Origin of the sequence: Synechococcus sp. RedBA-s (assembly GCF_024345495.1) — a bacterium.
Lineage (GTDB): Bacteria > Cyanobacteriota > Cyanobacteriia > PCC-6307 > Cyanobiaceae > Regnicoccus_A.
Map to the genome: position 1 here is coordinate 41,191 of NZ_JAGQBF010000015.1, position 23,262 is coordinate 64,452.

The 23,262-nt window shown below is 68.0% G+C and carries 27 protein-coding genes; 14 read left to right on the forward strand and 13 right to left on the reverse strand.

What is annotated here, in order from left to right:
* Nucleotides 1-272 precede the first annotated feature (272 nt).
* A complete protein-coding gene (gene queF / locus KBY67_RS07980) occupies nucleotides 273-704 on the forward strand; it encodes a preQ(1) synthase (protein ID WP_255110506.1) in 432 nt (143 codons plus the stop codon).
* On the opposite strand, the gene KBY67_RS07985 is transcribed toward queF, so the two are convergent.
* The 9 genes from KBY67_RS07985 to KBY67_RS08025 form a co-directional block, all read right to left on the reverse strand.
* Entirely contained in the window at nucleotides 676-1,998 is a 1,323-nt protein-coding gene (locus tag KBY67_RS07985; RefSeq protein ID WP_255110507.1) for a cytochrome c biogenesis protein ResB, read from the reverse strand. The genes queF and KBY67_RS07985 overlap by 29 nt on opposite strands.
* A complete protein-coding gene (locus KBY67_RS07990; RefSeq protein ID WP_255110538.1) occupies nucleotides 1,995-2,672 on the reverse strand; it encodes a cytochrome c biogenesis CcdA family protein in 678 nt (225 codons plus the stop codon). The genes KBY67_RS07985 and KBY67_RS07990 overlap by 4 nt, the downstream gene beginning before the upstream one ends.
* A 59-nt stretch (nucleotides 2,673-2,731) precedes the next feature.
* Entirely contained in the window at nucleotides 2,732-3,976 is a 1,245-nt protein-coding gene (locus tag KBY67_RS07995; protein ID WP_255110508.1) for an FtsW/RodA/SpoVE family cell cycle protein, read from the reverse strand.
* A gap of 150 nt (nucleotides 3,977-4,126) precedes the next feature.
* The gene (locus KBY67_RS08000) at nucleotides 4,127-4,327 is read right to left on the reverse strand and encodes a phycobilisome linker polypeptide (protein ID WP_006171988.1); all 201 of its coding nucleotides are present in this window, start codon (nucleotides 4,325-4,327) and stop codon (nucleotides 4,127-4,129) included.
* 35 nt (nucleotides 4,328-4,362) lie between these two features.
* Nucleotides 4,363-4,851 carry an allophycocyanin subunit beta gene (gene apcB / locus KBY67_RS08005; protein WP_006171987.1) on the reverse strand — a complete coding sequence of 163 codons (489 nt, stop codon included), beginning with the start codon at nucleotides 4,849-4,851 and terminating at the stop codon, nucleotides 4,363-4,365.
* 40 nt (nucleotides 4,852-4,891) lie between these two features.
* Nucleotides 4,892-5,377 carry an allophycocyanin gene (locus KBY67_RS08010; protein ID WP_255110509.1) on the reverse strand — a complete coding sequence of 162 codons (486 nt, stop codon included), beginning with the start codon at nucleotides 5,375-5,377 and terminating at the stop codon, nucleotides 4,892-4,894.
* Between the two features lie 406 nt (nucleotides 5,378-5,783).
* On the reverse strand, nucleotides 5,784-6,065 hold the full coding sequence (locus KBY67_RS08015) for a phycobilisome rod-core linker polypeptide (RefSeq protein ID WP_315855567.1): 282 nt from the start codon (nucleotides 6,063-6,065) through the stop codon (nucleotides 5,784-5,786).
* Nucleotides 6,002-6,187 carry a hypothetical protein gene (locus KBY67_RS08020; RefSeq protein ID WP_255110510.1) on the reverse strand — a complete coding sequence of 62 codons (186 nt, stop codon included), beginning with the start codon at nucleotides 6,185-6,187 and terminating at the stop codon, nucleotides 6,002-6,004. The genes KBY67_RS08015 and KBY67_RS08020 overlap by 64 nt, the downstream gene beginning before the upstream one ends.
* Nucleotides 6,188-6,234: 47 nt before the next feature.
* Nucleotides 6,235-8,586, reverse strand: coding sequence for a phycobilisome rod-core linker polypeptide (locus KBY67_RS08025; protein WP_399214149.1), 2,352 nt, complete (start codon nucleotides 8,584-8,586; stop codon nucleotides 6,235-6,237).
* A gap of 167 nt (nucleotides 8,587-8,753) precedes the next feature.
* Here KBY67_RS08025 and KBY67_RS08030 point away from each other — a divergent pair, with 167 nt between their 5' ends.
* The 13 genes from KBY67_RS08030 (at nucleotide 8,754) to KBY67_RS08090 (ending at nucleotide 18,454) form a co-directional block, all read left to right on the forward strand.
* Entirely contained in the window at nucleotides 8,754-9,977 is a 1,224-nt protein-coding gene (locus KBY67_RS08030) for a trans-aconitate 2-methyltransferase (protein ID WP_255110511.1), read from the forward strand.
* 47 nt (nucleotides 9,978-10,024) lie between these two features.
* Nucleotides 10,025-10,549 carry an ATP synthase subunit I gene (locus KBY67_RS08035; RefSeq protein ID WP_255110512.1) on the forward strand — a complete coding sequence of 175 codons (525 nt, stop codon included), beginning with the start codon at nucleotides 10,025-10,027 and terminating at the stop codon, nucleotides 10,547-10,549.
* A 64-nt stretch (nucleotides 10,550-10,613) separates the two neighbouring features.
* Nucleotides 10,614-11,342, forward strand: a complete 729-nt coding sequence (atpB, locus tag KBY67_RS08040; protein WP_255110513.1) for a F0F1 ATP synthase subunit A — start codon at nucleotides 10,614-10,616, stop codon at nucleotides 11,340-11,342.
* Nucleotides 11,343-11,503: 161 nt separating this feature from the next.
* Nucleotides 11,504-11,749: an ATP synthase F0 subunit C gene (atpE, locus tag KBY67_RS08045; RefSeq protein ID WP_255110514.1), complete on the forward strand. Its 246-nt coding sequence runs from the start codon at nucleotides 11,504-11,506 to the stop codon at nucleotides 11,747-11,749.
* Between the two features lie 133 nt (nucleotides 11,750-11,882).
* Entirely contained in the window at nucleotides 11,883-12,353 is a 471-nt protein-coding gene (locus KBY67_RS08050) for a F0F1 ATP synthase subunit B' (protein WP_255110515.1), read from the forward strand.
* A complete protein-coding gene (locus tag KBY67_RS08055; protein ID WP_255110516.1) occupies nucleotides 12,350-12,880 on the forward strand; it encodes a F0F1 ATP synthase subunit B in 531 nt (176 codons plus the stop codon). Before KBY67_RS08050 ends, KBY67_RS08055 begins: the two co-directional genes overlap by 4 nt.
* Nucleotides 12,880-13,428 (forward strand): ATP synthase F1 subunit delta, encoded by a 549-nt coding sequence (gene atpH / locus KBY67_RS08060; protein ID WP_255110517.1) that lies wholly within the window; start codon nucleotides 12,880-12,882, stop codon nucleotides 13,426-13,428. Before KBY67_RS08055 ends, atpH begins: the two co-directional genes overlap by 1 nt.
* 59 nt (nucleotides 13,429-13,487) lie before the next feature.
* On the forward strand, nucleotides 13,488-15,005 hold the full coding sequence (atpA, locus tag KBY67_RS08065; protein WP_255110518.1) for a F0F1 ATP synthase subunit alpha: 1,518 nt from the start codon (nucleotides 13,488-13,490) through the stop codon (nucleotides 15,003-15,005).
* Nucleotides 15,006-15,017: 12 nt separating this feature from the next.
* Entirely contained in the window at nucleotides 15,018-15,971 is a 954-nt protein-coding gene (locus KBY67_RS08070; protein WP_255110519.1) for a F0F1 ATP synthase subunit gamma, read from the forward strand.
* Nucleotides 15,949-16,716: a TIGR02466 family protein gene (locus tag KBY67_RS08075; RefSeq protein ID WP_255110520.1), complete on the forward strand. Its 768-nt coding sequence runs from the start codon at nucleotides 15,949-15,951 to the stop codon at nucleotides 16,714-16,716. Before KBY67_RS08070 ends, KBY67_RS08075 begins: the two co-directional genes overlap by 23 nt.
* Nucleotides 16,717-16,758: 42 nt before the next feature.
* The gene (locus tag KBY67_RS08080; protein ID WP_255110521.1) at nucleotides 16,759-17,082 is read left to right on the forward strand and encodes a 2Fe-2S iron-sulfur cluster-binding protein; all 324 of its coding nucleotides are present in this window, start codon (nucleotides 16,759-16,761) and stop codon (nucleotides 17,080-17,082) included.
* An 11-nt stretch (nucleotides 17,083-17,093) separates the two neighbouring features.
* Nucleotides 17,094-17,291 (forward strand): hypothetical protein, encoded by a 198-nt coding sequence (locus KBY67_RS08085; protein ID WP_255110522.1) that lies wholly within the window; start codon nucleotides 17,094-17,096, stop codon nucleotides 17,289-17,291.
* A complete protein-coding gene (locus KBY67_RS08090) occupies nucleotides 17,288-18,454 on the forward strand; it encodes a DUF3326 domain-containing protein (RefSeq protein ID WP_255110523.1) in 1,167 nt (388 codons plus the stop codon). The genes KBY67_RS08085 and KBY67_RS08090 overlap by 4 nt, the downstream gene beginning before the upstream one ends.
* Here the strand turns inward: KBY67_RS08090 and ald are convergent.
* The 4 genes from ald to KBY67_RS08110 all read right to left on the reverse strand — a co-directional run bounded on the left by ald (nucleotide 18,366) and on the right by KBY67_RS08110 (nucleotide 23,262).
* On the reverse strand, nucleotides 18,366-19,505 hold the full coding sequence (ald, locus tag KBY67_RS08095; protein ID WP_255110524.1) for an alanine dehydrogenase: 1,140 nt from the start codon (nucleotides 19,503-19,505) through the stop codon (nucleotides 18,366-18,368). The two genes, KBY67_RS08090 and ald, sit on opposite strands and share 89 nt — an antisense overlap.
* Before the next feature lie 102 nt (nucleotides 19,506-19,607).
* The gene (locus KBY67_RS08100; RefSeq protein WP_255110525.1) at nucleotides 19,608-21,338 is read right to left on the reverse strand and encodes an NAD+ synthase; all 1,731 of its coding nucleotides are present in this window, start codon (nucleotides 21,336-21,338) and stop codon (nucleotides 19,608-19,610) included.
* Nucleotides 21,338-21,952 (reverse strand): nicotinate-nucleotide adenylyltransferase, encoded by a 615-nt coding sequence (locus KBY67_RS08105; RefSeq protein ID WP_255110526.1) that lies wholly within the window; start codon nucleotides 21,950-21,952, stop codon nucleotides 21,338-21,340. The genes KBY67_RS08100 and KBY67_RS08105 overlap by 1 nt, the downstream gene beginning before the upstream one ends.
* Nucleotides 21,949-23,262 carry a DUF697 domain-containing protein gene (locus tag KBY67_RS08110; protein ID WP_255110527.1) on the reverse strand — a complete coding sequence of 438 codons (1,314 nt, stop codon included), beginning with the start codon at nucleotides 23,260-23,262 and terminating at the stop codon, nucleotides 21,949-21,951. The genes KBY67_RS08105 and KBY67_RS08110 overlap by 4 nt, the downstream gene beginning before the upstream one ends.

Sequence of the window (23,262 nt, forward strand, 5' to 3'; positions counted from 1 at the left end):
AAGGGATGGAGATCACAGGCCCCGTGGGGTCTGTGCCGCTTCGTGGGAAGGAGCGTTGCTTCGCCTTGCGGGGGGCTACTTCCGACAGGAGGGCTGAGGGGCGCTCCGAAACGTGTCCAACGTTTTGTCCTTCGGATCTTTTCTAGCGAACTTGGCTGTTCAATTCGAACAAAGTCAGGCCTGCTTCAGTAATCTTCACCGATTGGCCGTTTCTGTGATCACTAATGCCATCCCCTTTCAGCAGCAGCACCACTACCTCCTCCTCCTCACCAGTGGCTGCCACTGCTGCGGCAGCCACTGAGTCCCCGGGGGGCACCGTCAGCCCGCGCTACAGCGAGCGCCACATCAGCGAGGAGGCGCCGCTGATCTGCTTTGAGAACCCCCGCCGCGGCCGCGCCTACGAGGTGTCGATCGATCTGCCGGAGTTCACCTGCAAGTGCCCCTTCTCCGGCTATCCCGACTTCGCGGTGCTGCGCCTGATCTATCAGCCCGGTCCCAGCGTGCTGGAACTCAAGGCCCTCAAGCTCTACGTGAACAGCTGGCGCGACCGCAGCATCTCCCATGAGGAGGTGGCCAATCGCATCCTGGATGATCTGGTGGGCGTGGCTGCACCGGTGTGGATGCAGCTGGAGGCCGACTTCAACCCCCGCGGCAATGTGCACACGGTGATCCGGGTCAGCCATGGCCAGCGGCAGGCCTGCTGAGCTCCGAGCTTGCCCTCAGTTGCTCCAGCAGCAGCGGCAGTTCCCTGGCCAGGGCCGTGAGATTGCGGTTGCAGAGTCCGCCCACGTGCAGCTGGCCCTGATCGTCATCGGCAATGGCCCAGAGCTGGCGGGTGGCGATCATGCTCAGGCCGCCTCCCAGCAGGGCAATGGCGAAGCCGGCATACACCAGCGGCACCCCCGGATCCCGTTTCAGCAGCAGGCCACTGGCGGGCATCACCTCCACCACCTTCAGGGGGAGGCCGGCGATCTCCAGGGCGTCGCCGCCGGGGGTGATCTGGCCGATCAGCTGGGCCTGGGCTGAGTAGACATCGATCGGGCCCAGCTCGCTGCCCAGGGCCAGCAGCACCGGCTCGGTTCCATCCGGCCGGGTGGGCAGGGCCAGGCCCCAGACCTGTTCCCCCAGCTCTGGCAGGCTGCGCAGCGGCAGCTGAAGCAGAGGGCTGCGCCCCAGTTGCACGGTGATCGCCGCCAGCGACCAGTCGGCCTGATACACAGTCATCCCGCGGAAGCGCAGGGGATGGTTGACGCTGATCTCGCTGCGCTGCAGAGGCTCCCCGTCGGGATCGAGCAGGCGCAACTGGGAGCGGAACTGCTCGGGCCGCCCGGCGGGATCACGCTCGATCCGAAAGGAATCAATCGCCAGGGTCATCTGGTTCTCGCCTCGCTGGTTCAGCAGCTGCAGGTCGTGGCCAGGTGCCAGGAAGCGCTCCAGCCGCTGCCCGGCCAGGGCCCCCCAGGAGGCCCCCACCATCAGCACCACCAGGCCGGCATGGACCAGCAGGGGCCCCACCCGGCCTGGAATCCCGCGCCGGGCCGCCAGCCGATCCCCCTGGGTCTTGATCTGCCAGCGCTGGCCCGCCAGTAGCTGGGCGAGGGCGTCGAGGTCGGCCCTGGGCTGCGATGTGGCCAGCGATTCGGCCAGGCTCAACTTGCTCAGCTGGCGCGGCGAGCGGTAGTCGATCCAGCGCAGGGCCGCCTGTAGGGCGGGCCACTGGCGCCGCCAGCTGCAGAGCACCAGCGAGAGCCCCAGCCAGGCCAGCAGCGCCAGAAACCAGCTGCTGGCATAGACGTGGTCCAGCTCCAGCTTCAGGATCCAGTCGCCATCCAGCAGGCCCAGCCAGGGCCTGGCGTCGTAGGCCTGGTGGTACACCTCGGCGCTCTCCTGCTGGGGAATGATCGTGCCCAGGCCACTGGCCAGGGCGATGACCAGCAGCAGGCCGATGGCCAGGCGCAGATCCGAGATCCAGGCGCCCAGACGACTGAGGGCCCTCATGGCAGCTGGGCCAGCAGGGTGAGCCCGCCGCTGGCCAGCAGCACCACGCCACTGATCGGCGGGATCCAGCGGCTGCGCTCCCGCAAGGCCAGCAGCTTCGGCATCGCCGCCGCCGCCGTGCCCGCCAGCATCAGGGGAATCACCTGGCCCGCTCCGAAGCAGGTGAGCAGCAGCATACCCACCAGCGGCTGGCCCTGCTGGGCGATCCAGGCCAGCAGCACCGCCAGGACCGGCGTGGTGCAGGGGCTGGCTGCCAGCCCGAAGGCGGCGCCGGCCGCCAGGGGGGCGAGGGGGGCGGGCACCCGCTGGCGCCAGAGCTCCGGATCGGGCCCCGCCGGCAGGGGCAGGCGCACCAGCCCCAGCAGGTTGAGGCCCATCAGCACCGCCAGCAGCGACACCACGGTGGGAACCACCCCGGGCACCTGGCCGTAGAGCCGACCCAGCAGGGAGGTGGTGCCCCCCAGCAGCACCAGGGCCGCCACGATTCCCGCCGCAAAGCTGAGGCTGCGCTGCCAGGCCCGCCCCGGCGCCTCCGGGCTGGAGAAGCCGGCCATATAGGCCACGGTGATCGGCAGCAGCGACAACGAGCAGGGTCCGAGGCTGGTGAGCAGCCCAGCTCCGAACACCACCGTGAAGGTGAGTGGCCCTGGCGCGGAGAGGGAGCGCTGCAGCAGCTGCTCACTCCAGAGGGCAAGATCCGAGAGGGCCAGACCTGGGGCTCCAGAACAGGGTTTCAGCCTATCGGGGCAGGGTTGGGGCCGGCCCCGTCGGAGGAGGCCCGGCGGCGGCCCAGGGGCCGGCTCTCCCAGCCTCGGGATTCCAGTGAGCAGCGGATCAGCAGGCCGGCGCTGAGCAAGCTGGCGAGCAGCGAGTTGCCGCCGTAGCTGATCATCGGCAGCGGCAGGCCGGTGGTGGGCATCGAGCCGCTGGCCACGGCGATGTTGAGGATCGACTGGCCCACCAGCAATGTGGTGGCCCCGATGGCCACCAGGCGCTGCTGGTTGCTGCGGCAGCCCAGGGCCACCCTCAGCCCCACGAATCCGAACAGCACCAGGAACAGCAGCAGCACCACCGAGCCCACATAGCCGAACTCCTCCGCGAAGACCGCGAAGATGAAATCCGTCGACTGGATCGGCAGGTACTGCAATTTCTGAGTCGAGAGCCCGAAGCCTTCACCGAGCACGCCACCGGAGCCGATGGCCAGCAGGCTCTGCACCAGCTGATAGCCATCACCCTGGGCGTCGCGCCAGGGGTTGAGGAAGGAGACCACCCGCAGCCGCTGGTACTCGTTGATCATGATGCTGCCGGCGCCCAGGGCCGCTCCGGCGGCGGCGGTGCCCAGCAGAGCGAACAGGGGCAGGCCGGCCGCCAAGGCCATGAACCAGAGCAGCAGCCCCGAGAGGGCGGCGGTGCTGAGGTTGGGTTGCTTGAGAATCAGCAGCAGCAGGGCGCCAAAGGTGCCCAGCCAGAGCACTTTCTGATCCAGGCCGATGCGCTTCCAGTGGGCGAATAGAGCGGCCCCCTGCAGCACCACGAAGGGTTTCACCAGCTCGGAGGGCTGAATCTGAATCGGACCCAGCACCAGCCAGCGGCTGGCGCCATTGACCGTGCTGCCCACTACCAGGGTGGCGGCGATCAGCACACAGCCGATCACCACCGCCGGCCCGGCTAGCCGCAGCCAGCGCCGCAGGGAGGTGCGCATCGCCAGCCAGAGCAGCCCCCAGCTGGCCACCATCCAGATGGCCTGGCGTTTGAGGTAGAAGGCTGGATCACCGTTTTCCCGGGCGGCCACCCACCAGCTGGCCGAGCCCAGGATCAGCAACCCGGCCAGGCACCAGATCCCCACCATCACCAGCAGCAGCCTGGCTTCAGCGGGCCAATCGGCCCAGGTCAGGGCCGGCTGAGCTGGGCTGTCTTCCGCCACGCTCAGCTGGGTCTTCGAGCGTGAATGGGCTGGGCTCCTGGGGCGTCGGGTCATGGGGGCCGGCAAAGACTGGCGCGGGGAGTGCAGTCCCCCATTCAGCCGTGGCCGCAGCCTCGGCGAAAGGGGGGTGAGGACAAAAAAAAGCCCGGCGATGGCCGGGCTTGGACGCTGGGGACGGTCAGGAGCGAGCGCTCAGAGCAGTGCTCAGTTGCCGACGTTGACCTGACGGCGACCCGTGACCAGTTCAACCTTGAGGATCTTGCCCCCCTGCTTCATGATCCGCTGCTGTTCAGCGAACCAGCTCTCGTAGGGCACCCACTTGGTGAAGAAGGTGTTCTGCAATTCCCGCTGACTCCTGACCTTTTCAGGGCAGGGAATGCAGGCTGTGATCTTGAACAGGCGCATGTGGTGATCCTCGCGGGTTGGGCGTTGGGTCGGGATCAGTTGCCCAGGCCGGAGCTGATGTAGTCGAGGTAGGTGCCGAGTTCACGGCCGGCCTCCGGTCCCACCAGCGAAGCGGCGGCTTCCTTGATGGCCTGGATCGACTGCACGGTGGCACCGATGGGCACGCCCAGGGAGTTGTAGGTCTCCTTGAGCCCGTTCAGCACCCGCTCGTCGAGGATCGAGGTGTCACCCGCCAGCATGGCGTAGGTGGCGTAGCGCAGGTAGTAATCCAGGTCGCGGATGCAGGCTGCATAGCGACGGGTGGTGTACATGTTGCCGCCCGGACGGGTGATGTCCGAGTACAGCAGGGTCTTGGCGACGGCTTCCTTGATGATCGCTGCCGAGTTGGCACCGACGGTGGCCGCTGCGCGGACACGGAGCTCGCCGCTGGAGAAGTACTGCTCCAGCCGTCCGATCGAGGAGTCGTCCAGGTAGAGGCCCTGAACGTCGGACTGGTTGATGACGTTGGTGATCGCGTCTTGCATGTGTCCTGGGAGGAGGCGGTGGGCAAGGAGAGGCGAAGCCTCAGGAGAGGGCGCCGATGACGTAGTCGAAGTAGAAGCCTGCCTCTTCGGCGTCGGCTCCCGTGAGTAGCCCCAGGGAGGCGTTCTTGAGCTCACGGACAACCTCGGCCATGGCCTCCAAGGGAGTGCCGAGCGCGCGATACATTTCGCGGGCGCCGATGATGCCGATTTCTTCGATCGGGGTGACGTCACCCGCGACGACGCCGTAGGTCACCAGGCGCAGGTAGTAGTCGACGTCACGCAGACAGGTGGCTGTCATTTCCTCGCCGTAGGCATTGCCGCCGGGTGAGATCAGGTCGGGACGCTTCTGAAAAAGGGCGCCGCCGGCCTGCTTCACAATCCGCTCGCGACTCTCGCCCAAGACCTGAGCCACCCGCAGCCGGCGTTGACCGCCGGCGACGAAGGACTTGATCTGGTCGAGTTCGCCAGGGCTGAGGTAGCGGGCTTCGGCGTCCGCGTTGATGATCGAGTTGGAGACGATGCTCATGCAGTTCTGCCTCGAAACAAGCGGTCGCCGTAATGGAGACCGATATCCGGTGGGTAAGGGATGCCCCTCGCTCCTTCTCTTCGTTGACGTGAACGCCGACGGATTGATCGGGAGAGTGGGCTGGCGATCAGGCTTGCCGACCGCCGAGTCATTCTGCGGCAGAGGGGGCCGCCACTCCCTGGGCCGGTAACAGTTCTTCACGGCAGTGTGATTAGGTCAGATCCCTTGGCCGGCAACGACTCTGGCCTGTTGCACACCTAAGGGAACAGCCCTGAATTTGTTGACACTTTGCAGGCCTTCTGGCGTCTGGTGGCCTTATTCCTCATCAAAGTTGAAGCTGATGAGATCAGTTTTCCATGAAGAAAACCCCCGAGCTTACGTCCGGGGGTGAGCGTTTAGTCGGGGATCAGATCACGCCGCGCGGCGGTGGTGTCAGACCGGCGTTGCCGGCATAGAGCAGGGCCGTGAGGTTCACCGTGGCCAAGGGGATGCCATTGGCGGTTGCCATGACCCTGAGGTAAGGAACGGTGTCACGGCCGAAGCTGTGGGCGAACTCCTTGCCCGAGAGCAGGTCGTCGAGGGCGGCCAGCTGACCCTTCCTGCCGCGGGTGGCCAGATAGCGGCTCATTTCCTTGGGTTGGGCGGCTCGCCCCAGCAGGGCCAGGTAGGCCGCCGATGCCGCCCGCAGGTGGCTTCCACCACCATCTGGAGCATGGCCTCATCGGCCTTGGGCAGCAGCATCACCGGCTGGCCGAGGCTGCGGCGACGGCTGAAGCCCTGGGGGCTGGCTCCACCAAGGGCCTTGGCCATGGCCGCTCCGGGCTGGGCCGCCGCGCCTAGCTGCCGACCTTTGAGCTTCAGCCAGTGGCGCTGCTGCCGGGGCGGTTTGGGCCCACGCTCCAGCGACGGCTGGGCTCCGGGGGTTGGCGCAGACTCTGAGGAGCGCCGCTGGTGGAGCTGGCCGGGGTGGCCGGGGTCTCTTGACCTTCGGCGACACGGGCCGTCCAGCCACCCACAACCTGGCGCAGGCGGCGGTCGGGCAGGTTCCGTGGCGTGAGGTCACCACTGCTGCGGAAACTACTGACTGGGCTCACCTGGGGTCGGCTCACCGGGGTGAGGTCAGGAGAGGTGGAGGGGTCGAGGGCCCTGCTCAGGGCGGGAATCCTGCGGGCATTGAGGTCGGCAGGGGTGACGAAGCGCTCGTACGGGACCGTGTCCTCTCCGAAGGCTGCCAGGTACTCGGTGCTGTTGACCATGGCGTCGACGACGCCGTAGAAGCCGTGGCGTGCCGCCGTGTCGAAGTAGCTGTTGAGCTCACGCCGCCCGAAGGTGGGCCGCCCGATCAGGCGGCGGTGCATCACCTCAATCGCCTTGGTGATGTAGAGGTTTGACCAGTAGCGGCGCCTGAACGCCGTGGAGCGCGCTACCTGGCGAATGAATTCGCGCAGGCTGATGTCGCCGTTCTCGAGCTTGATCTCCTCCACCTTGAGCTGCTCGCCGTCGTAGCCGCAGGTGCCGAGCACCTGCACATACACGGCCCTGATCACCCCCTGGGTGCTGGCTTCGGTGCCGCGGATGCTGGGCTGGCCGCCGCGGCTGGGCACTGAGGCGCCACCGGTGGCGATCTGCTGCAGCCTCACCACCTTGGGGCCCACGCGCCGGGGGGTAGAGGCCCGGAACTGGGGGCTGTCCATCTGGCCGGGTTCGGCCATGCCGTTGCCCACCAGGATGCGTCGGGTGTCGTCGTTGAAGGGGGCCGGCCGGGTGGCCACCGAGGCCGTTCCCGAGGGGAAGATGGCGCCGTAATTCAGGCCCAGGGGGTCGTTGCCGCCGCCATAGGGGTGCTGATCGGGCAGGGGTTGGCGGTACGACGCATACAGCGTGATGTACTGGGGCGCGCCTTCGAAGGGGGCGCTGAAGCGGAAGAGCTTGCGGTTCGATCCCCAGCCGGCGCTCTCCTGGGCCTCTTCACCAAGACCGCGCAGATAAGGAACGGTTTCCTCCCCGAAGGTCTGGGCGTATTCCTGGGTGTTGATCAGGGAATCCACCAGGCCGGCCAGTCCCTGCTGGCTGACGATGGCGAAGTAGCGACGGAATTCCTCGATCGTGCTCACGCCGCGGCCGAGGAAATGGCGGAAGGCCAGTTCCACCACCCGGCTGTTGGAGAAGCGGCCGTAGAACTGACGTCGGTATTCCTTGCTGCGCCCCAGGGCGCGGATGAACTCCCGCATCGAGAGTTGTCCCTGGGAGACCTGGGTGGTCTCCACGGGAGCCACCACCTGGGAGTAGCCCTTGACGATGTCCCGCTGGAACACCTGCCGATAGGCGGCACGGATCACCTCGGCCTTCTCACGGCCGGAGAGGCCTGGCTTCATCACGAAGCGCTGGCGGGATTCCGCGGCCAGGGCGTAGATGGCCGGCAGCTGCAGGCCCTGGTTCTCGGGGCTGCCCAGGCGCTGGCGCGCCGAGGGGGTGGGAACCGCCAGCTCCTTGAGCAGCACGTTGAAGCAGTTGATCACCAGTTCTCTGGCTTCCGAATCCTTGCGGAAAAGGTTGGCTGCTGCGGCGCGCATCTCCTGCAGCGCCACGTTGGTGGCGGCCAGGGAGCAGGCCTTCTCGAGCACATCGCGCAGCCCGCGGGTGTTCACCACCAGGATGCTGGGGTCACCGGCCACCAGGGCATAGCCCACGTAGCGCAGGAACCAGCCCATGTCGCGCAGCGACTTGCGCATGCGCTCGGTGCCGTAGCGGGCCACGCTGATGGGGCTGAAGCCGGCGGGGAGCACCACCCGCACGTCGGCATCGGCCTGGACCCCTTCGAGGATCCGTCCCAGCAGACCGCCACCACCGCTGCCCTGGGCGAAGGTGCGCACGGAGGTGGCAGCGGCCACCTGGTCGCTGGCCAGCGTGGTGGTCTCTGTCGAACCCACATTGAAGGGGGTCAGGGGAGCATCGAGATAGGAGAGCGGTGTGCCGCCGGCGAAGATGCGGTTGGCGGCCTTGGCGACGATCGCGTCGGCATTGGCGGAGATCAGCCGAGCCGCTTCAACGCGGGCCGAGCCGCTTCGGTAGAAGGTGAGCAGGGTCTCGAGCTCAACCTTCTCGGGGAAGCGATCCTGTTGCTCCGACTGACGGACGCTGGAGAGCGGCAGGGTGTCGTAGCGCTGAGGGCTGACCCTGGTGCTGCCGCTGCTGGCGGTCACGGTCATGAACGGGCGTGTACCGGGCCTGGCCACGTTACGGCTGGGCTCCTGTCCTCCCGGCCGGCATGAACAAATGTTTGCAGCGGACCGTCGCTGGACTGTCTGCAGCGGCCCCCAGGGGCCCGCTGGGGGGCGGCCCGTGAAAAGCTCCCCATGGATCGCTTGCTTTGCCGATGAGCTCTGGCCCCGCCGATGCCGCCACGCCGGCGGTGAGCGCCTTCTACGACCGCTTCCCCTACCCCGGGGATCCGCTCGAGGACGGCCCCCCACCGGGCTACAACTGGCGCTGGAGCTACCCCTGCGTCAGCAGTGCCTGCACGGGCCGCCTGCCGGAGGCGGGCCAGCCCCCACGGCTGCTGGACGCCGGCTGCGGCACCGGCGTCAGCACCGACTACCTGGTTCATCTCAACCCAGGCGCGGAGGTCCTGGCGGTTGACATCAGCTCCGGTGCCCTGGAGGTGGCCCGCGAACGGCTGCGCCGCTCCGGTGGCGCCCGCCACTGCCCGTCGTTGCGGATCGAGCAGCGCAGCCTGCTGGAGCTCGATGGCGAAGGCCCGTTCGACCTGATCAATTCGGTGGGGGTGCTGCATCACCTGCGCCAGCCTGAGGCTGGGCTGCAGGCCCTGGCGGCGCTGTTGAAGCCGGGTGGGGTGCTGCACCTCTTCCTCTATGCCGACGGCGGCCGCTGGGAGATCCACCGGGTGCAGCGGGCCCTCATGGCCCTGCAGGTGGTGGGCGATGGTGAGGGACTGCGCCTGGGTCGTGCCCTGTTCGAGCAGCTGCCGGAGGGCAACCGCCTGCGCCGCCACCACGAGCAGCGCTGGGCCCTCGACACCGCGGCGGACGCCAATTTCGCCGACATGTACCTCCACCCCCAGGAAACCAGCTATCAGCTCGACGGCCTGTTCCGCTTCGTGGCCAGCGCTGGCCTGGAGTTTGCCGGCTTCTCCAACCCCGAAGTCTGGGATCCGGCCCGGCTGCTGCAGGGGGAGTTGCTGGAGCGGGCCCTGGCCCTGCCCGATCGCCAGCGCTGGGCCCTGGTGGAGAGCCTCGACCCCGACATCAGCCACTTCGAGTTCTTCCTGAGCCGGGGTCCCCTGCGCCTGAGCACCTGGGACAGTGACGGGGACCTGCTGGCGGCCGGCGGCCGCCGCAACCCCTGCCTCTGGGGCTGGCCGGGGGCAACGCTGCTCGACCCTGATCTCAGGCCGATCGAGCTCGACGACCAGGAGCTGGTGCTGCTCAAGGCCCTGGAGACGGCCCCGGAGTTCACCCCGATCGGGGGGCTGTCCCTGGGCTGGTCGCCCGATCAGCAGGCGGCGGTGGCGCGCCGCCTCTGGAGTCGCCGCCTGCTGTTGCTGGCCCCAGGCTACGGGGCCTCCGCCACTGGGATGTAACACCTTCGTGATAGATTCCGCGCGCCTTTTCCGATGTCCTGACGCGCTTGCAGGCAACCCCCGCATCTGGCCTTTCAGCCGGTCCTGATTCCCCTGAGGGTTTCCCCCAGGAGGCTTCTGATCTGCGGTCGTCTCTGCTAAGTGGCCTGGCCGGGAGAGAACTGGCGGTCCCCACCCTGGTGCCGCCGGCCCCATCCCTCGAGTCCACCACCGTGGTGGACAAGCTCGACAACGGCATGGACGAGTACCTGCGCCTGCAACGGCGTCTGTTGCTCTCCACCCTGGTCATTTCAGTGCTGGCTGTCCCTGTGGCCGCCTACCTGTTCGATCGCACCACAGCTCTGAGCCTCTCGATTGGAGCGGTTTCCGGCATGCTCTACCTGCGGCTTCTGGCTCGCAGCGTCGGTCGTATCGGTCCCGACTCCAAACAGGTGGGCAAGGGTCAGCTGCTGGTTCCGGTCGTGCTCGTGCTGGGCTGCTCCCGGGTTCCTCAGCTGGAGATCCTTCCGGCCCTGATCGGGTTCCTGCTCTACAAGCCGGCGCTTCTACTTCAGGCCTTCGTCCGCCCCTGATCAGCGATTCCTCGATTCCCTGATCACCCCATCCGTCGCTTCAGCGGCACCTCTGTACCCCTCGATGGTTCCGTTGCCTCTTTTTCTTCCTTTCGCCGAACTGGAGGTGGGTCAGCACCTCTACTGGCACGTCGGTGGATTTCAGATCCACGGTCAGGTGTTCCTGAGCTCCTGGCTGGTCATCGGCGCCCTGCTGGCCCTCGTGGTGGCGGGCACCCGCAACCTGGGGCGTGACCCCCGGGGTGTGCAGAACCTGCTGGAGTTCATTTGGGCGTATCTCCGTGACCTGGCCCGGGAGCAGATCGGCGAGAAGGCCTACCGCGACTGGCTGCCCTTCATCGGCACCCTGTTCCTGTTCATCTTCGTGAGTAACTGGGGCGGTGCCCTGGTGCCCTGGAAGTTGATTCACCTGCCCAGTGGTGAACTTGGTGCTCCCACCGCCGACATCAACACCACCATTGCCCTGGCGCTGCTGGTGTCATTGGCGTACTTCTATGCAGGTCTGAGCCGCAAGGGCTTCCGGTACTTCGAGTACTACGTGGAGCCCACGCCGATCATGCTTCCGTTCAAGATCGTCGAGGATTTCACCAAGCCCCTCTCGCTCTCCTTCCGTCTGTTCGGCAACATCCTTGCCGACGAACTGGTGGTGGCGGTGCTGGCGTTCCTGGTGCCCCTGGTGGTGCCCCTGCCGGCCATGTTCCTGGGCCTGTTCACCAGCGCCATTCAGGCCCTGATCTTCGCCACCCTCGCCGCCTATTACATCGGTGAAGCGGTGCACGAAGAGCAGCACTGACCCCCCCCGGCTGACCATCTCCCCTTGGCTGGTCGGCCGTTCTGCTAAATCTCCTGCGCGGCAGGTCCGGTCTGAACCGGGCCCATCTCCCCAGCGGAGATGTCCCAGGCGCCAGGTTCAACCCGCGCTTTTCCGGCGCCCCACATCCCCAACGTTCCACCATGGATTCCATCACTTCTGCAGCGTCTGTTCTGGCTGCCGGTCTGGCCGTCGGCCTCGGCGCCATCGGCCCCGGCATCGGCCAGGGCAGCGCTGCCCAAGGTGCCGTCGAGGGCATCGCCCGCCAGCCCGAAGCCGAAGGCAAGATCCGCGGCACCCTGCTGCTCTCCCTGGCGTTCATGGAAGCGCTCACCATCTACGGCCTGGTCGTCGCCCTGGTGCTGCTGTTCGCGAACCCCTTCGCCTGATTGCCTCCGGCAGGAACGGGGCACCGGGGCTGAGGCCACGGTGCCCAATCCCTTCTCCCACTGACTGCTCCAATTCGACCCCTCCGGCCCCAGGTCGGCGCGGTCCCCTCGATCCCTCCAGCGTCCCCGCCCCATGACCAGCTGGCTACTGCTTGCCGCAGCAGGTGCTCCCGAGGGAGGTCTGTTCGACCTCGATGCCACCCTGCCGCTGATGGCGGTTCAGGTGGTCCTCCTCACCTTCATTCTCAACGCCCTCTTTTTCCGCCCTGTCGGCAAGACCGTCGAGGAGCGTGAGAGCTACATCTCCACCAGCCGAGCTGAAGCCAAGCAGCAGCTGGCCCAGACCGAGCGGCTGGAGACTGATCTCCGCCAGCAGCTGCGCGAAGCCCGCCAGCAGGCCCAGGCCCTGATCGTGGACGCTGAGCAGGAGATGGACCGTCTCTACCGCAGCGCCCTGGCCGCGGCCCAGGCGGAAGCCAACGCCAGCCGTGAGGCTGCCCGTCGTGAGATCGACAGCCAGCGCGAGCAGGCTGAAAACACCCTCAACGGCGAAGCCGACCGGCTCGGCGATCTGATCGTCACCCGTTTGCTGGCGGCCCAATGAGCACCATCCCCTTGATTCCTTTCGTCCTGGCCAGTGAGGGCGGCTTCGGCCTCAACCTCAATCTCTTCGACACCAACATCATCAACCTGGCGATCGTGATCGCCGCGTTGGTGTGGTTCCTGCCCAAGGTGCTCGGTGGGATCCTCGAGGCCAGGCGGGCCACCATCCTCTCCGATCTCCAGGACGCCGAGCAGCGCCTTCAGCAGACCAGCGCCGAGCTGGCCGTCGCCAAGCAGAATCTGGCCGACGCCCAGAAGAAGGCCGAGCGGATCCGCAGTGACGCCAAGGACCGGGCCGATGCCCTGCGCCTGGAGAGTGAGCGCCGCACCGTCGATGAGATGGCCCGCCTCAAGCAGGGTGCCGTCTCCGACCTTGACTCGGAAGCCTCCAGGGTGAGCGAGCAGCTGCGCCGTGAAGCGGCCCGCCGGGCTATTGACCGGGCCCTGGCGTCCCTGCCCGGCAAGCTCGACGCTGACGCCCAGGCCCGCTTCATCGACCAATCCATCAACAGCCTCGGGCAAGCCTGATGCCACTGCTCAACTCCATCTCCACCCCCTACGCCGAAGCCTTGCTTCAGGTGGCCGATCAGCGCGAAGTCACCGACCTGGTGGCTCAGCAGGCCAAGGATCTACTGGTGATCTGGCACTCCTCCCCTGAGTTGAGGGCCGCCTTCGCTTCGCCGGTGCTCGAGCCCGATGCCAAGAAGGCAGCTCTGGTGAGCCTGTTTGAGAAGGACGTCAACCCGACCTTCATGACCCTGCTCAAGGTGCTGGCCGATCGCAAACGGATTGCCCTGCTCGATTCCGTTCTGGAGCGCTTCCTGGTGCTCTACCGCGAGCAACGGGGCATCGCCCTGGCCAGAGTCACCTCAGCGTCGCCCCTGAGTGAGCAACAGCAGCAGGCTCTGCACACCAAGGTTCAGGCCGTCGCCGGCACCGACAAGGTCGAATTCGACCTGCACATCGACCCTGCCCTCATCGGGGGCTTTGTTGTCAGCGTCGGCTCCCAGGTGATCGACGCCAGCCTCGCCGGCCAGGTGCGCCGCCTCGGCCTGGCGCTGGCCAAGGCCGGCTAGCCCTTCCCTGACCGCTCTCCACTCCCTTCCATCGCCTCCCCGCCCGGGGATTTCCATCCATGGTTTCCATCCGCCCCGACGAGATCAGCGCCATCCTCAAGCAGCAGATCGAGGACTACGACAAGTCCGTTTCGGTCAGCAACGTCGGAACCGTGCTTTCGGTGGGTGATGGCATCGCCCGGATCTATGGCCTGCAGCAGGTCATGTCCGGCGAGCTGGTCCAGTTCGACGATGGCAGTGAAGGCATCGCCCTGAACCTCGAAGACGACAACGTCGGCGCGGTGCTGCTGGCGGAGGGTGTGGGCATTCAGGAAGGCAGCACCGTCAAGGCCACCGGCCGGATCGCTGAAGTGCCGGTGGGCGAGGCGATGCTGGGCCGGGTGATCAATCCCCTGGGAGTGCCCATCGACGGCAAAGGCGAGATCGCCACCACCTCGTCCCGGCTGATCGAGTCGATGGCCCCTGGCATCATTCAGCGCAAGTCGGTGCACGAGCCGATGCAGACCGGGATCACGGCCATCGACGCCATGATCCCCATCGGCCGCGGCCAGCGCGAGCTGATCATCGGCGACCGCCAGACCGGCAAGACCGCCATCGCCATCGACACCATCCTCAACCAGAAGGGTGAGGATGTCGTCTGCGTCTACGTGGCCATCGGCCAGAAGTCGGCTTCGGTTGCCAACGTGGTGGAGGTGCTACGTGAGCGCGGCGCCCTCGATTACACCGTGGTGGTGGCCGCCAGCGCCTCCGAGCCCGCCGCCCTGCAGTACCTGGCGCCCTACACCGGTGCCGCCATCGCCGAGTCCTTCATGTACGAAGGCAAGGCCACGCTCGTGGTCTACGACGACCTCACCAAGCAGGCCCAGGCCTACCGCCAGATGTCGCTGCTGCTGCGCCGTCCCCCCGGTCGCGAGGCCTACCCCGGAGATGTCTTTTATTGCCACAGCCGCCTGCTGGAGCGGGCCGCCAAGCTCTCCGACGCCATGGGCAAGGGCAGCATGACTGCCCTGCCGATCATCGAAACCCAGGCCGGCGACGTTTCCGCCTACATCCCCACCAACGTGATCTCGATCACCGACGGTCAGGTGTTCCTCAGCTCCGACCTGTTCAACTCCGGTCTGCGGCCCGCCATCAACGTCGGCATCTCCGTCAGCCGGGTGGGCGGCGCCGCCCAGACCAAGGCGATCAAGAAGATTGCCGGCACCCTTAAGCTGGAACTGGCCCAGTTCGACGAACTGGCGGCCTTCTCCCAGTTCGCCTCCGACCTTGATGCCGCCACCCAGGCACAGCTGGGCCGGGGCAAGCGCCTGCGCGAGCTGCTCAAGCAGCCCCAGTACAGCCCCTTGATCCTGGCGGAGCAGGTGGCGGTGGTCTATGCCGGCGTCAAGGGTTTGATCGATGAGGTGCCCGTGAATCAGGTGGAGCAGTTCTGCCGTGAACTGCGCGACTACCTCAAGTCCAACAAGCCCGAATTCATCACCAACGTTCAGAGCGAGAAGCAGCTCAGCGACGCGTCGGAGTCGATGCTCAAGGACGCCATCAACGAAGTCAAATCCACCCTTCTGGCCGCCGCCTGAGGTCCCCCATCCATGGCCAACCTCAAGGAAATCCGCGACCGGATCAGTTCGGTCAAGAACACACGCAAGATCACCGAGGCCATGCGCCTGGTGGCTGCCGCCAAGGTGCGGCGCGCCCAGGAGCAGGTGCTGCGCTCCAGGCCCTTCGCTGACCGCCTGGCTCGGGTGCTGGAGAACCTGCAGTCCCGCCTGCGTTTCGAAGACGTGGTCAACACACCCCTGCTGGAGCAGGAGCGTCCCCTGCGTCACATCACCCTGTTGGCGGTCAGCGCCGATCGGGGCCTCTGTGGGGGATACAACGCCAACATCATCAAGCGCACAGAACAGCGCTTCGCTGAGTTGAAGGGTCAGGGCTACGAGATTTCACTGGTGCTGGTCGGCCGCAAGGCCACCGCCTATTTCCAGAACCGGTCCTATCCGATCACAGCCACCTTCACGGGGCTGGATCAGGTGCCGAACGCCGAGGAGGCCCGTGGCATCGGCGACCAGATTCTGGCTGAATTCCTCTCCGGCTCCACCGACCGCGTGGAGATGGTGTACACCAAGTTCATCAACCTGGTGAGCAGTGCTCCTGTCTCTCAGACCCTGCTGCCCCTTGATCCCCAGGGCATCGCCAGCCCTGACGACGAGATCTTCCGTCTCACCACCCGGGAAGGCCAGCTGGCGGTGGAGCGCGGTACCGCGACGAACGCGGAGCCGGCTCTGGAATCCGACTTTGTCTTCGAGCAGAGCCCGGACCAGTTGCTCAACGCCCTTCTGCCCCTCTATCTGGAGAACCAGCTGCTGCGGTCGTTGCAGGAGTCGGCGGCCAGTGAACTGGCCAGCCGGATGACGGCGATGAACAACGCCAGCGATAACGCCAAGGCCCTCGCCAAGAGCCTTACCCTCGATTACAACAAGGCCCGCCAGGCGGCCATCACCCAGGAGATCCTGGAAGTGGTGGGTGGTGCCACAGCCATGGCCTGAGCCGGATCGAGCGATCCTCAGCCTCTTCCCCCTGGCGATAGCCAGGGTGCAACTGAGGCCGGACCCCCTCGATTCGGCCCTGATGCTCCAGGAGGTGCTGGCCCTGCGCGGCGAGCTCCACTCCAACCCCGATCCGGATTGCGCCTGGACCGGGGATTTTCATGGCGTCTGGCAACTGCATCAGCGGCCTGAGTTCAGCTGGCTGCTGCAGCAGGTGAGCCGTGAAGCCCAGCACTACCTGCGGGATCTTGGCTTTGATCTCGATCGCGTCAGGCTGCATCTACAGCGTTGCTGGCCCGTGGTGGCGGAACCCGGCCAGGTGGTGGGCCGCCATCACCACCCCAACGCCCACCTCAGCGCCGTGTACTACCTCAACGGCGATGGCAGTGGTCGCAACGGTTGCCTGCGCCTGTTCAATGGACGCCACAGCAATGAGCTGGTGCCCGGTCTGGCGGTGGGTCATGACGGGCCGATCGCCACGGGCCATCCCCTCAATGCCGGCTGGCACGATGTGGCCCCCCAAGCGGGCCTGCTGCTGCTCTTCCCCTCCAGCACCGACCACGCCGTGCTGCCCAGCGACGACGAGGATGACCTGCGCCTCTCGATCAGCTTCGATCTCTGCCTGACGGCTCCGGCCTGCGGCCCCGCAGAGTTTCAGCCGCCGGAATATCTGGCGCCCCATCCCGGCCAGTGGCTGGAGCTGCCCCTGGCTGGAGACCCGCCGTCCAGGAAGATGGAGCCATGAACCGCTGGAGCCACCGCTCCCCTGCCGCGTCCCCACCACGCCATGAGTGACAGCTTCACCGTGACCGCCGAACTTGGCGGCGTCAGCCACATCTTTCCCTGCCGGGCCGATCAGACCGTGCTTTCGGCAGCGGAGCAGGCTGGTGTGCCCCTGCCCAGTTCCTGCTGCTCCGGCGTCTGCACCACCTGTGCGGCCCGGCTGCGCCAGGGGGTCGTGCACCAGCCCGATGCCATGGGTGTCAAGGCCGAATTGCGGGCCGAGGGCTATGCCCTACTGTGCGTCTCCTATCCCCGCAGCGATCTGAGCCTGCTGGCGGGCCAGGAAGATGCGCTCTACGAGGCCCAGTTCGGCCAGTTCCAGCGCTGAAGCTACCGCCTGTGCTCCGGCTCGCAACAGTCGACTTCTGGTTGGATGCCGCCCCCGGGCCGCTGCTGCCCCAGGTGCGTTCCGCCCTGGCCGAGCGGGGTGAGGGGGAGGCCCTGCGCTGGGCCATCACTGCTGTTCTGCCGGCCACTGGGGGGTCTAAGGAGAGGCGGCGGCTGCTCATCGAGGCGGTGCTGCTGGTGCTGCCTTGAGCCGGCCCCTCCCCACCCTGCTGGTGATTCCCACCGGCATCGGCTGTGCCATCGGTGGCTATGCAGGTGATGGCCTGCCGGCGGCCCGGCTGCTGGCGGCGGCCTCCGGCTGCCTGATTACCCATCCCAATGTCCTCAATGCGGCCTCTCTCTACTGGAGTGATCCGCGGATCCACTACGTGGAGGGCTGGGCCCTGAATCGATTCGCGGCGGGCGACCTGGCCCTGGCGCCGGTGGCGTCGCAGCGGGTGGGCCTGCTGCTGGATGCCGGCATCGAGGAGGAGCTGCGCCTGCGCCATCGGCAGGCGGCGGAGGCCTGCCGCGCCAGCCTGGGCCTCTCGATCGGCCCAGTGATCAGCACCGATGTGCCCCTGGAGGTGAGCCTTTCGCTGGGCCCCAGCGGGGTGAGCAGCGGCTGCATCGGCCGCCCCGATGCCCTGATCCGGGCGGGGGAGCGCCTGCGTCAGGCCGGCGCCACCGCCATCGCCGTGGTGGCCCGTTTCCCCGATGACCCTGGCAGCGAAGCCCTGGCCTCCTACCGCCAAGGCAGCGGCGTGGATGCCCTGGCCGGCGCTGAAGCCGTGATCAGCCACCTGCTCAGCCGCCACCTGGGCCTGCCCTGCGCGCATGCCCCGGCCCTGGCTCCGCTGGCCCTGGATCCACGCCTGGATCCCTTGGCGGCGGCGGAGGAACTGGGTCATACCTTCCTGCCCTGTGTGCTGGTGGGCCTGAGCCGGGCCCCCGACCTGATCCCCCTGCGCAGTGGGTCTGGGCCTGGGTTTGGCTCTGGCTCAGGGTTCCTTGACGAGGCCGTGATCCACCCCGGCCGGATCGGAGCTGTGGTGGCCCCCGCCGGCGCCCTCGGCGGTGAAGCGGTCCTGGCCTGCGCGGAGCGGGGAATCCCCCTCATCGCCGTGGAGGGCAACCCCAGCCTGACGCAGGTGAACGCCGAGGGCCTTGGCCTGAGTGCGATCGCGGCAGCCAGTTACGCGGAGGCGGCGGGCATCGTGCTGGCCCTGCGGGAGGGACTTCAGCCGGCGTCCCTGTGGCGGCCCCTGCCGCCGATGGAGCATCTCAGCGCAGACAGGCCATCGGATGGCGGGTCGGCATCCCCAGGGCCTTGGCCACGCCGGGATGACACACCGCCCCATCCACTGTGTTGAGGCCGGAGAGCAGCTCGGGGCGCTCGGTGACCGCTTCCACCAGGCCTCGCCCGGCGATGCCCATGATGTAGGGCAGCGTGACGCTGACCAGGGCCTCAGTGGAGGTGAAGGGCACGGCGCCGGGCATGTTGCCCACGGCATAGTGCTGGACGCCGTGGATGGTCACCACGGGATCGGTGTGGGTGGTCTCGCGGCTGGTGGCGATGCAACCCCCCTGATCGATGGCTACATCGACGATCACCGAGCCGGGCTTCATCCGCTTGACCACCTCCTCATCCACCAGGGTGGGGGCCCGGCTGCCGGGGGTGAGCACGGCGCCCACCACCAGATCAGCGCTGGGCACCAACCGCTCAATCAGACTGTTACTGCTCACCAGGCTCACCATCCGCCCGATCCTCTGGGGCTCCAGCTGGCGCAGGCGCTGGGGGGTGTGGTCCAGCAGGAACACCTCCGCGTCCATGGCCGCGGCCACCCGGGCGGCATGCCAGCCCACGGTGCCGGCACCGAGCACGATCACCCGCGCCGGCCGCACCCCGGCGCAACCGCCCATCAGCACTCCCCGGCCGCCATGGGGCTTCTCGAGCAGGTGGGCCCCCACCTGGGCAGCCAGCCGGCCGGCGATCTCGCTCATCGGCGCCAGCAGCGGCAGGTTGCCGTTGTCGAGCTGGACGGTTTCGTAGGCCACTCCGGTGGTGCCCGCCTCCAGCAGGGCGCGGCCCACCTCGGGATAGGCCGCCAAGTGCAGATAGGTGAACAGCACCTGATCACCGCGCAGGAAGGGAAACTCCTCCGCCTGGGGTTCCTTCACCTTCACCACCAGATGGGCACCCCAGGCCTCCTCTCGTCCCACCAGGCGGGCTCCGGCCTCGGCATAGCTGGCGTCCTCCATGCCGGCCCCCTGGCCGGCTCCGGCCTCAACGCGCACCTCCAGGCCCTGGGACACCAGCTCCCTCACCCCATCGGGGCTGAGGGCCACCCGCTGTTCATCCCGTTTGATCTCCCTGGGAACACCGATGCTCGCGATCGGTGCCGCTGGGCCCATGCTGGCCATGCCACTGAGAAGCTCCTTCCAGGTTGGCGGGCTGGCGGCTCAATCGCCAGCTTTCGCCACGGATTGGGCACTGATTGCTCATCTCATGGCTCAACTCATGGCTTAGCTGAGTGGTCCGGCGGCGATGGGCATGCGCCAGCCGCCACCGAAAGCCCGGCCGCTCACCTTGAGCAGCGGCGCCGCCTGGCGCCGCTTGAATTCGGCGCGGCGCAGCAGCTGATACACCCGCCGCGCCAGCTCGGCCTTCACCTCTCCAGTGGCGATCAGCTCTTCGGGGGAGCGCAAGTGCTCGATGTAGGCCTTGAGCAGGGGATCGAGCTGGTCGTAGTCGGGCAGGGAATCGCTGTCGAGCTGGTCGGGCCGCAATTCAGCGCTGGGGGGCTTGGTGCGGATCGCCGCGCCGATCAGCTCGCCGCTGGCGGGCAGGCCCAGGGACCGGCGGCAAACCAGGGCGGCCTCGCTGTCGAGCCAGTGGCAGAGCCTGAAGACGGTGGTCTTGTAGAGATCGCCGATTACCGCCAGCCCACCGTTCATGTCGCCGTAGAGGGTGCAGTAGCCCACCGCCAGCTCCGACTTGTTGCCGGTGGAGAGCAGCAGACGGCCCTGCTGGTTGGCCACCGCCATCAGCAGGGTGCCGCGGATGCGCGACTGCAGGTTCTCGGCCGTCAGCCCCTGGGGTCCACCCTCCAAAACCGGATCCAGGCTGTGGTGGAAGGCCGCCATCAGGGTCTCGATCTCCACGGTCTGGTGGGGCAGCTCCAGCCGGTCGGCGAGATCGATCGCATCGAGGCGTGAGCCCGCCGAGCTGTAGGGGGAAGGCATCAGCAGGGCCTGCACCCCCTCAGCCCCCAGGGCCGCTGCGGCGATCACCGCCACCAGAGCCGAATCGATGCCGCCGCTCAACCCCAGCACCACCCGCTGAAAGCCGCATTTGCGGGCGTAGTCGGACACCCCCAGCACCAGCACCCGGAACAGCTGCTCCAGGGGCTCCGGCGGTACCGCAGCCGGGGCCGCTGGCGCCGCTGCTGAGCTCTGTGCTGCTGCCGGGTCCCGGGGACTGGGTTCCCAGAGCTCAAGGGCTACCTGGGCGCAGGGCAGCTGGCGTAGCACCCGGGCCTGGGGATCGATCACGAAGCTGCCCCCGTCGAAGACCAGCTCGTCGTTGCCCCCCACCTGGTTCACGTAGACCACCGGACAGCCCAGCCGGGCCGCCGCCGCCGCCGCCAGCTCCAGGCGCAGCTCCGGTTTGCCCTGGGCAAAGGGGGAGGCGGAGAGGTTCAGCAGCAGATCGGGGCGCTGGGGCGCCAGCTCCGCGACCGGGTCGGCCCCCGCCAGTCGGTGGCCCTGCACCCGCTCCTCCACCCAGAGGTCTTCGCAGATGGTGAGCCCCAACCGCCAGACCCGACCGCCACACGGCCACTCCAGCAGGCAGGCCTGGTCTCCAGGCTGGAAGTAGCGCCGTTCATCGAAGACGTCGTAGCTGGGCAGCAGCCGCTTGCGGGCCACCACCCGCCAGCTGCCCCGGTGCACCAAGGCGGCGGCGTTGTGCAGGGCCGGCAGCTCGCGGCCGGCGATCGGCTCCACCAGGCCCAGCAGCAGCCCCAGATCCTGCGGTAGCTCGGCGGCGAGGGTCTCCAGCACCTGCCCCTGCAGCTGCAGCAGCGAGGGGCGCAGCAGCTGGTCGCGCGGGGGGTAGCCCCAGAGCGACAGCTCAGGGCTGATCACCAGATCGGCGCCCGCCGCCGCCGCCCGCTGGCTCTGCTCCAGCAGCTGGGCGGCATTGCCGCGCAGATCCCCCACGAGGGGATTGATCTGGGCCAGGGCAAGACGCATCAGCGCAGGGGAGGGCGGCTGGCCTGGCAGGAGCGCAGACCGTAGAGATTCTGCTCCAGCAACACCTGCCAGAGCTCCGGCGGCACCAGTTGGGGGTCGGGGTGCCGGCGGATGGCGGAACTGGCCGTGGCCGGAATCTGCAGGGGCAGCACCTCCACCTGGCCACCGCGGCGGTTGAGCTGATCGATCTGCAGGGAGTCGAGCGGCCAGCCCAGCCTCGGCACCACCGCGAGACGGCAGCGGCGCAGGATTTCATCGGCCGCGTACCAGCGCTGGATCTGGGGCAGCAGGTCGCTGCCCACCACGAACACCAGCTCCGCCTGGGGCCATTGCCGCGCCGCCCGCTCCAGGGTGTCGAGGGCCCTGGGGCTGCTCAGGCTCTGGTCGAGGCGCAGGTTGGGACTCCCCAGCCCCTCCACCACCGCCTCCAGCAGGGCTGCCCGTACGGCCAAGGGTGCCCCATGGCTCTTGAAGGGGTTGTCGCTGGCCCAGGTCCTCACCAGGGGGTAGCGCTGGCTGAGCCCCGCCAGCAGGCTGCGGTGGCCCAGGGTGGGCGGATCGGCGCTGGTGCCGAACAGGGCCACCGAGGCCGGCTGGCCGGCGGAGTCACTCACGGCAGCAGGCTGGCGCTCACAGGCTCTCGGCCCTCCTGCTGCCACTGCTCCAGCCACTGGCGGGCCTGGGGGTCATGGCGCCCCAGGCGGCGCAGCAGAGCCCCGGGGCGGGCGCGGCCGCGCTGGGCACCCTTGAGCAGGGCGGCCGCAGCCAGGCGCCCAGTCCGGCGGGTGGTCTGGATCGCCAGGGCCGCCTGGGCCAGGGCCACCGGCGCCGCCGGAGCCAGGGACAACCCGGCGGTGGCCGGCGCCGCCAGCAACAGCACATTGCGCACGGCTCCCAGCAGCAGTTGCAGGGCCAGCTGGGCGCCGCCCAGCAGGGCGCTGTGGCCGGAGAGGCGGCTCAGCAGTGCCCTGGCCTGGGGACCACTCAGCTGCAGGCCGTAGAGCTCGCAGAGCTTCAGCACCAGGGCCGTGTCCAGGGCCAGTCCAGCGGCCAGATCCAGCAGGATCAGGGGGTTGGCGGCTACACCGGTGGCCTTGAGGGCGGCGAAGCGTCCGATCAGGGTCTGGGCCTGCCGGCGGTGCTGCTGCAGCCGCCAGTGCGAAAGGCGCTGGTTGAAGCGATCCCCGGCCGCCAGGGCGTTGAGGGCCAGCAGCAGTTCCCCATGGGCCTGCAGCAGGCCGTTGAGCCGCTGGCGCAGGGGCTCCACCTGCGGCGGCTGCGGCTCGCTGCGCACCCGCCCGTCGGGCCGCAGCACTCCGGCCCGGGGCGCGGCGGCAACGGCCACCAGCTCCAGCTCCCGTGCGCCGGCGGGAAGCCGGCGGCGGATGCTGGCCAGCAGGGCCTGCCGCTCCCCTTCGGGCCAGGCGTCGAGGCGGTTGACCACCAGCAGCAGGGGCTTGCCTGAGCTCAGCAGCTGCTGCACGGCCTCAGCTTCCACCCGGCTGAGGTCGCCATCGAGCACCATCAGTACCAGATCGGCCCCCAGTGCCACCCGGGCGGCGAGGCGATGGCGGACGGCGGCGGCCACCTCATCGATGCCGGGGGTGTCCACCAGCTGCACCTGCAGCGGCCCGGCCATCGCCTCGGGCCAGGGCTGGCGCTGCTGCTCCCTGGTGGAGCCATGGGCCAGGTCGGTGGCGAAACGGGGTTCCCCGAGAAGGGCATTGAGCAGGCTGGATTTGCCCACACCCACCCGGCCGAGCACAGCCAGACGGAGCTCCCGGCTCCGCAGCCGAGCCAGCTGGCGATCGAAGGCGGCCAGTTCCGGCCCCAGGCTGGAGCGCTCCCGGGCACTGAGGGCCAGCTGGCCGCGCCAGCGCAGCAGCAGTTGCTCACAACGCTCGAGAACCGGGGGCGGGGCCAT

Excerpts from the sequence above, each read along its gene's own strand:
- KBY67_RS08080 (WP_255110521.1), top strand. The coding sequence starts at position 16,759 with ATGAGTGACAGCTTCACCGTGACCGCCGAACTTGGCGGCGTCAGCCAC.
- ald (WP_255110524.1), bottom strand. The coding sequence starts at position 19,505 with ATGGCCAGCATGGGCCCAGCGGCACCGATCGCGAGCATCGGTGTTCCC.
- KBY67_RS08030 (WP_255110511.1), top strand. The coding sequence starts at position 8,754 with ATGAGCTCTGGCCCCGCCGATGCCGCCACGCCGGCGGTGAGCGCCTTC.
- apcB (WP_006171987.1), bottom strand. The coding sequence starts at position 4,851 with ATGCAAGACGCGATCACCAACGTCATCAACCAGTCCGACGTTCAGGGC.
- KBY67_RS08050 (WP_255110515.1), top strand. The coding sequence starts at position 11,883 with ATGACCAGCTGGCTACTGCTTGCCGCAGCAGGTGCTCCCGAGGGAGGT.
- KBY67_RS08055 (WP_255110516.1), top strand. The coding sequence starts at position 12,350 with ATGAGCACCATCCCCTTGATTCCTTTCGTCCTGGCCAGTGAGGGCGGC.
- KBY67_RS08100 (WP_255110525.1), bottom strand. The coding sequence starts at position 21,338 with ATGCGTCTTGCCCTGGCCCAGATCAATCCCCTCGTGGGGGATCTGCGC.
- KBY67_RS08000 (WP_006171988.1), bottom strand. The coding sequence starts at position 4,327 with ATGCGCCTGTTCAAGATCACAGCCTGCATTCCCTGCCCTGAAAAGGTC.
- atpB (WP_255110513.1), top strand. The coding sequence starts at position 10,614 with ATGGTTCCGTTGCCTCTTTTTCTTCCTTTCGCCGAACTGGAGGTGGGT.
- atpA (WP_255110518.1), top strand. The coding sequence starts at position 13,488 with ATGGTTTCCATCCGCCCCGACGAGATCAGCGCCATCCTCAAGCAGCAG.
- KBY67_RS07995 (WP_255110508.1), bottom strand. The coding sequence starts at position 3,976 with ATGACCCGACGCCCCAGGAGCCCAGCCCATTCACGCTCGAAGACCCAG.
- atpH (WP_255110517.1), top strand. The coding sequence starts at position 12,880 with ATGCCACTGCTCAACTCCATCTCCACCCCCTACGCCGAAGCCTTGCTT.
- KBY67_RS07985 (WP_255110507.1), bottom strand. The coding sequence starts at position 1,998 with ATGAGGGCCCTCAGTCGTCTGGGCGCCTGGATCTCGGATCTGCGCCTG.
- atpE (WP_255110514.1), top strand. The coding sequence starts at position 11,504 with ATGGATTCCATCACTTCTGCAGCGTCTGTTCTGGCTGCCGGTCTGGCC.
- KBY67_RS08070 (WP_255110519.1), top strand. The coding sequence starts at position 15,018 with ATGGCCAACCTCAAGGAAATCCGCGACCGGATCAGTTCGGTCAAGAAC.
- KBY67_RS08010 (WP_255110509.1), bottom strand. The coding sequence starts at position 5,377 with ATGAGCATCGTCTCCAACTCGATCATCAACGCGGACGCCGAAGCCCGC.
- KBY67_RS08020 (WP_255110510.1), bottom strand. The coding sequence starts at position 6,187 with ATGGCCAAGGCCCTTGGTGGAGCCAGCCCCCAGGGCTTCAGCCGTCGC.
- KBY67_RS08110 (WP_255110527.1), bottom strand. The coding sequence starts at position 23,262 with ATGGCCCCGCCCCCGGTTCTCGAGCGTTGTGAGCAACTGCTGCTGCGC.
- KBY67_RS08025 (WP_399214149.1), bottom strand. The coding sequence starts at position 8,586 with ATGACCGTGACCGCCAGCAGCGGCAGCACCAGGGTCAGCCCTCAGCGC.